The organism is Capnocytophaga sp. CM59 (genome assembly GCF_000293175.1).
GTDB classification, from domain to species: Bacteria; Bacteroidota; Bacteroidia; order Flavobacteriales; family Flavobacteriaceae; genus Capnocytophaga; species Capnocytophaga granulosa.
Map to the genome: position 1 here is coordinate 1 of NZ_ALNN01000048.1, position 6,213 is coordinate 6,213.

The following is a 6,213-nucleotide window of genomic DNA, read 5'->3' on the forward strand; positions in this document are numbered from 1 at the left end:
GCCCCTACACCTGCTCATGCTAATTTTTCGCAAACCTCTTCTGTTTGACTATAAAATAGCTTCATGTTTTCACTTTTCACTCTTCACTCTTCACTTTTCACTTATAATGGGTGGCGGTCGTGAGCTTATCAGCAACTTTCTGTAGTCATTATGGTACCTATCTGCTGCATAGTGCCGTATCATAGGCGACCCAATCAAGGTGGTGTCCTTGTACAGGTGAGCTGTGATATAGGGGCATGGGTGACAAACCTTACGGGGCTTGGTCGCTTGGTTGTAGTTCCTATTAGCGTCCTTGACACAAGGGCGCTGACGACAAACCTTACGGGGTTTGGTCGTATGATAGGAAGGCTTTATAATTGTATGGTTTAGCTCTTGCTGAAAAGGCTTCTCCTTTTTCTTCCAAGGAGAGGAGGCTACTAAAAAAGCTGGGGTATCTATTTGGGATTGTGGAGATTGTGGGGATTGTAGGGATTGTGGGGATTGAGGTTGAGCAGGCGCTGGACGATCTTCACGCTTCTGAAGCCAACCTTCTAAGCGCATAATCAGACGAATAGCCGCGATGCTTTGGCTAATGGTAGCCACTACGGTCTTCCCATTGCTCTCTATTGCCTCACGACGGGCATATTTCCAAAGTATTGATAAAGCCTCTTCCATAATGATTAATGATTAATGCCAGCAATGATTAATATCTGACTACTGACGTCTGACAACTGATTGTGGGACAAAGTTACGACAATTCGAGGGGGAAAGTCAAGGAAAAGAGGGTCGAGAAGTAAGAATTTATACAATAAAAAATAATGTTAAGTGTTTAACAGAAGTCAGTGGTCAGAAGTCAGTGGTCAGCCTATTGGGACTAACCTCTGACATCTGACCACTGACTTCTGATAAAAGGCTGACCACTGAAAACTGTCGTCTGACTACTGACGCCTAGTATCTGTAAGTAAGATTTAGGTTGAAGTAGCGGCCGTTGCCACGAGCATATTCGGCATCACGGGCTACGAGCATGGAGGCGGGGGTATAATACACCTTATCGGCGAGGTTCTCTACCCCTAAGCCTAAGGATAGATTCTTGTTGAAGGTATAACCTGCACTGAGAGAGAAGAGGTCTATAGGGAAAACAACCCCTTCGCCTTCGGTGTATACCCCTTTGTTATCTGGAGTAAAGCGATCTCGGCTGCCTGTGTGTAGGTAATTGACCTGAAGGTAGCTCTTAGCCGTTGGGGTAACCCTTACATAAGCGCTTGCCTTAGGCGCAGGAATGGAAGTGCCACTCATATAACCGTCCCAAGGGCCATCTTCGGAGGATTTCTTTTCCCCCTCAAAGGAGATAAAGCTACCGCCAAGGGTAAGCCAATCGGTAGGGAAGATATCCGCATTGACCTCAAAACCATATATCTTTTGGGGACTTCTATCCACTACCCAAAAACCACTTACCGACTTGAGGTCGCTACCAAGTTTGGAGTAAGTGTAGAAGTAAGAGCCACTTAGGTGTACATACTTACCTATTTCGGAATAAGCCCCTATCTCATAATTATCCGTTTTGACAGGTTCAGTGTTGATCTTAGAAAGCACATCGGCCTTAGCTGCACGGAGGGTACGACCTAAGTCAAAGATAGAAAATCCTTGAGAATAGGAAGCAAAAGGCTGGAAGTACTTGATTTGGTTGTAAGCAATCCCCACATTGGGAGAGAGGTTGTTATAGGAAAGTTCTCCGCCTTTTACATAGACACGAGGATCGGTGTTTTTAAGTCTAAGCACCTGATAGTCTGGCACTGCCACGTCTATATAGTCATAGCGAAGTCCTGCCTTGAGTACATAGTGGTTGAAGAAAGTAGTCTTAGTTTGTAAGAAAGGAGCTGAGTTATAGGAAGCCAGTTCAGGCATCCAGTAGCGTCCGTCTACAAGGGGCTGACTGGTCTTGTCAATCAAGGCATCTACCCCATAGAGCAGCTGGGTAAAAATGTTTTCCCCAAAGAGCAATTTGGTAGTAAGTTGGGTGCGGATTCCATATTTCTCTCCTTTTACGGTTGCTTGCCCGCTGGAGCTTTCCCAACGTGGACTCTTGGCGTTATGCTTGCGATAGTCAAAGATGGCGTACTGGTGTTGGGTAAAGGCGGAAAGTTCTAAGTCGGTATGAGCGAAGATATTATTGGAATTGAACTTCACATAAGCATTATGATTATAGCGCATACCCTCATCTTCGGCGGCAGGGTCTTTGCTACCATAGACTCCTATACGCGGCTGTTGTAGATATTTCCCTCCAGAGGCGACCAAAGGAGTATGCTGCAAACTCTGATAGAAGTTGTACATAGCCTCCACTTTGTTATCCTCATCAAACTGGTAGCCGAGCTTTATAAGACCATTATAGGTACGTACATCGCCCAAGCCATAGCGCGGAGAGATGTACTCCCCTGCCCCATCCACAGCCGAACCCGTTTGTGTAAGGGCGCCGTCAAGTAAGTAAGAAAAGCCTTTGTAGTTACCTGAGAACTGCTGATTGAAGCGGTAGCCAAAGCCTCTGTTTTCCTTGAAAGAGTCTCTGGCAGAAGCCCCTAAGGAGGTCTGCCCACTGAAAGCTACCCCTTTAGGTGCTTTCTTGGTTACAATATTCATAATCCCCCCGATAGCACCATTCCCATAAATAGCGGTAGAACCTTTCACAATCTCAATTCGCTCTACTGCCGCAGGGTCTATAGAGCGTATATCACGGTCGGTAGAGCGCAAGGGTGTGGATTGAGGAATCCCATCAATAAGCACTAAGAGTGCGCGCCCGCGTAAGTTCTGATAGCGGTTGTTAGTCGTATTGGTAGAGAGTGCCATGGCTGGCTCAATCATTCCAATAAGGTGCGACATATCAGGCGCGATCTTAATAAACTGTTGCAGTTTCTTTTGGTCAATAATCGTTACATTGGCTACCGCATCGGTTTTCTTCTCCTCTATACGATTAGCCGTAATGACTACCTCTTCCAAGCCTAAGGTATCACGCTCCATACTACTGGGCTGCTGTGCATAGCCCGTAAATGTTAAGCCCAAGGCCATAATTACCATTTTCTTCATAAGATAATCTATAAATTTGGCCGCAAAGATATAAATTATTTAGAAATAAAACAAATAAATATAGCATTAAGGGATAGGAGAATAATAATATTGATGCTTATATACAGGTTTGTATGCTCCATTGCTTGTAGGACGGTACACTTCTTCTAAAAGAATAGCATTATGAGGTGTTCTATTTTTATCATTTTCTTGCCATTTGTCCACAACTTCTTCGTTTAAGATGTTGGGATCATACGTATATACCCGCTTTTCCCATCTTTTAAACTCTCCCTTTTCATCTTTTCCATCATAGAGTTCAAGGATTTCTATATCTCCTGAGTTATTATAGGTGAATTGCTCTTTCTTCTTAATAAAATTATTTTCATATATTTTCTCTATTACTTGTCCTTTTTCATTATATTTTTCTTCTGTAGGCACATTTTCCTTATATATCCTTCCTTCTACACTGTAATAATACCATTCTCTATAAGGTTCGTAAGTATTTACATCCCATTCTTCTATATTATTACTCTTATATTCATCTTTTTTCAAATATAATTTACCATTTATTTTCTCCAAATGAAAAATTCTATAAATTTTCCACTCTTCTTCGTCCAATGTATATATTTTTTTCTTTATTTCATTTGAAGAATACTCATAAACTATTTTTTCTATTTCTTTCCAATCCTTTTTACTTTTATTATATATATATTGGGTTTCACTTATAAGACTATCCTGTTTGTTGTATTTACAAATATACATATAATCATCACCATAAGAATCTTTTATATCATTTATTTTAGTAACTATTCTTTTCTTAGGGTCATAGGACTGATGAAGGGTCTTATATACATATCCTTCTTTGTCAGAACGGAACTGGATTTGCTGAATACTATCCAATTGCCAGCGCTTCTGCTGCGCTTGTAGGGAGAAGCAAAACAATAGGATTATCATTGAAAATATCTTCATAAGAATTTGAGTTTTGAGTTACTATTGTTGGTTTAATAATTTACTGACTTGCTCATTGGTCAATGGACACATTGCCCCTTCGCCACCTAATTCGGCCAACCAATAGCCCTGGGCATTCTTAAAGAGATAGAAATTAGTGGTAGGAGTTGAATCAAAACCACAGCCTTTCCAATACCCCACATAAATAGCCAAAAGCTCCACCTCCTTGTTTGGGAATAGCCTTGTGGTACCATAATAAAAATAGTCCTTATCTGCCAAAAAGCCATTGGGAGCCGCAGTTAAGGTAGGTGTATCATACCCCTGAACAACCCATAGCTTTTCTTTCTCTCCCGATCTGTCGTAATAATACACTTTGTCCTTATCCTTATAGAAACCACTGCCCAAACCTACAAAGGTATTGGCATCTGCCTTCTGAGGTGTTTGAGCAACGTATATCCTATTGTTAGCTTTGTACAAATTATATGCAAAGGTATCTTGTATTTCAGCCTTTTTATTCGTAGCATTATTCACCAAAAATAATTTCCCCTCTTTGAGATCTTTTACTTGTTTTGGGGTCAGATTAGGAAAATAGTCTTTTTCTCCGAAAGGATAAAAAGCCTGATTGAGATAGATTACATAGGCTCCCTTGTCAAAATCATAGAAAGTATTCTTTCCCAGCAGAGGAGGTTCTGTATAATGAAAAGGCATTTTTTCCTTACCTTTGTAATAAATACCTTTTTTATCGTATTCAAAATCTGATTTAGGCAGCATTCCAAAGGTAGGAGCATCGTAGTTTGTTTTGTAATCAGCCTCTAAATAGACCGTTTTCCCATCGGAGATATACTTACTATTTACTTGGTCAAAAACACGTATATTAGCAAAATTTTTCTTCTCTATAGGCGTCTTAGCTTTTCCATAGAATATATGATCTTTGTCCATAGCATAGTACCTTGAAAGGGGTCTAAGTGTCTTAGCATCAATACCCTCCACCTCTATCCACCTGAGTTCTTCACCTATAGCAAAAGTAGGCGTATATAGCACATATTCTGTGGTTTTAAAAAGTATATCATTTATATTTTCTATTCTTTGTCCTTTGTAAGAGACAGGCTCTCCCCTATGGTAGGTGTTATTTTTATCAGATATTAGTTCCAAATAATTATGTGTTCTCACAGAAGGGCTATGAGAACCTACTATCTTCTTTTCGTAATAATAGAGGTAGTTTTTATCCTTGAAATAACAACCATTAAAATACTTTACTGCCTCAAAGGAAGCTGGGTCAGCCACCTCTATTTCTTGGGTACCTAAAAAAGCCTTTTGGTTGGTACGCCATAGATAATCCTCCCCCTTATAGACGCCTCCTTCCCCTCTGGGGCGTTCCTTCTCCCCTACTACCTTAAATCCTGTAGTATCAATAGGAAAGAAAACACCTTGGTAATAAATACCATTTTTATCCATCGCAAAGCCGTGTCTTTTGAGCTGAAAAGAGGACATATCCGCAGAGAATTCACGGCGCGTATCAAAGGTCTGGTATATCAGCCTATTGGGATTTAGGATATATCCCTCCACATATCGGCAACCACTATTCCTCTTTTGCAGTGCTCCTAAGCTACTCACCTTAGTAATATCGGTAACTTGTAGGGGTTCTTTTTGGGCAAAAAGATAGAGGCTTGCACAAAAAGAACATAAAAATAATATAAAATGTCTCATGATAGTTTTGAGTTTTGAGTTTTGAGTTTTGAGTTACTATTGTCGGTTTAATAATTTACTGGCTTGCTCATTGGTCAATGGACACATTGCCCCCTCTCCGCTTAATTCGGCCAACCAATATCCCTGGGCATTCTTAAAGAGATAGAAATTAGGAGTAGGGGCGGGATCCATACCCCAGCCTTTCTCATAGCCCTCATAGATAGCCAAAAGCTCCACGTCCTTGCTTGGGAACAGCCTTGTAGTACCACCATACCAATAATCTTTATCGGCTAAGAAACCATTGGGTACTACCCTTAGAGATGCATTGTCATAGCCTTTTACTACTACATATCGGCGTTCGCTCCTCCTCCATTTATGTTGGTCATTATCATACCACCCCTCGATCAAATGATAAATCTGTCCGTTATGCCTCCAAAAAGGATTATGCCTCGAAGAAGAATAGGAAAGCTGCTCAAAACCAGTGGTATCTATTTCTTTATTCTTTTGCTTATCGTCTTGGGAAGGGAATAATTCCCTTAGAGG

Annotated in this window: 4 protein-coding genes and 1 pseudogene; all 5 read right to left on the bottom strand. The window is 40.9% G+C overall.

The features are described 5' to 3' along the window. Positions 1-90 precede the first annotated feature (90 nt). Positions 91-654, bottom strand: a complete 564-nt coding sequence (locus HMPREF1154_RS10155; RefSeq protein WP_009642506.1) for a hypothetical protein — start codon at positions 652-654, stop codon at positions 91-93. 273 nt (positions 655-927) lie between these two features. Continuing rightward, entirely contained in the window at positions 928-3,057 is a 2,130-nt protein-coding gene (locus HMPREF1154_RS10160; RefSeq protein ID WP_009642504.1) for a TonB-dependent receptor, read from the bottom strand. A 66-nt stretch (positions 3,058-3,123) separates the two neighbouring features. Further along, positions 3,124-4,005 (bottom strand): hypothetical protein, encoded by an 882-nt coding sequence (locus HMPREF1154_RS10165; protein ID WP_009642505.1) that lies wholly within the window; start codon positions 4,003-4,005, stop codon positions 3,124-3,126. A 21-nt stretch (positions 4,006-4,026) separates the two neighbouring features. Further along, positions 4,027-5,691 carry a DKNYY domain-containing protein gene (locus HMPREF1154_RS10170; RefSeq protein WP_009642502.1) on the bottom strand — a complete coding sequence of 555 codons (1,665 nt, stop codon included), beginning with the start codon at positions 5,689-5,691 and terminating at the stop codon, positions 4,027-4,029. Positions 5,692-5,727: 36 nt separating this feature from the next. Beyond that, positions 5,728-6,213 (bottom strand): annotated as a pseudogene (locus HMPREF1154_RS10175) (DKNYY family protein); the annotation flags it as partial.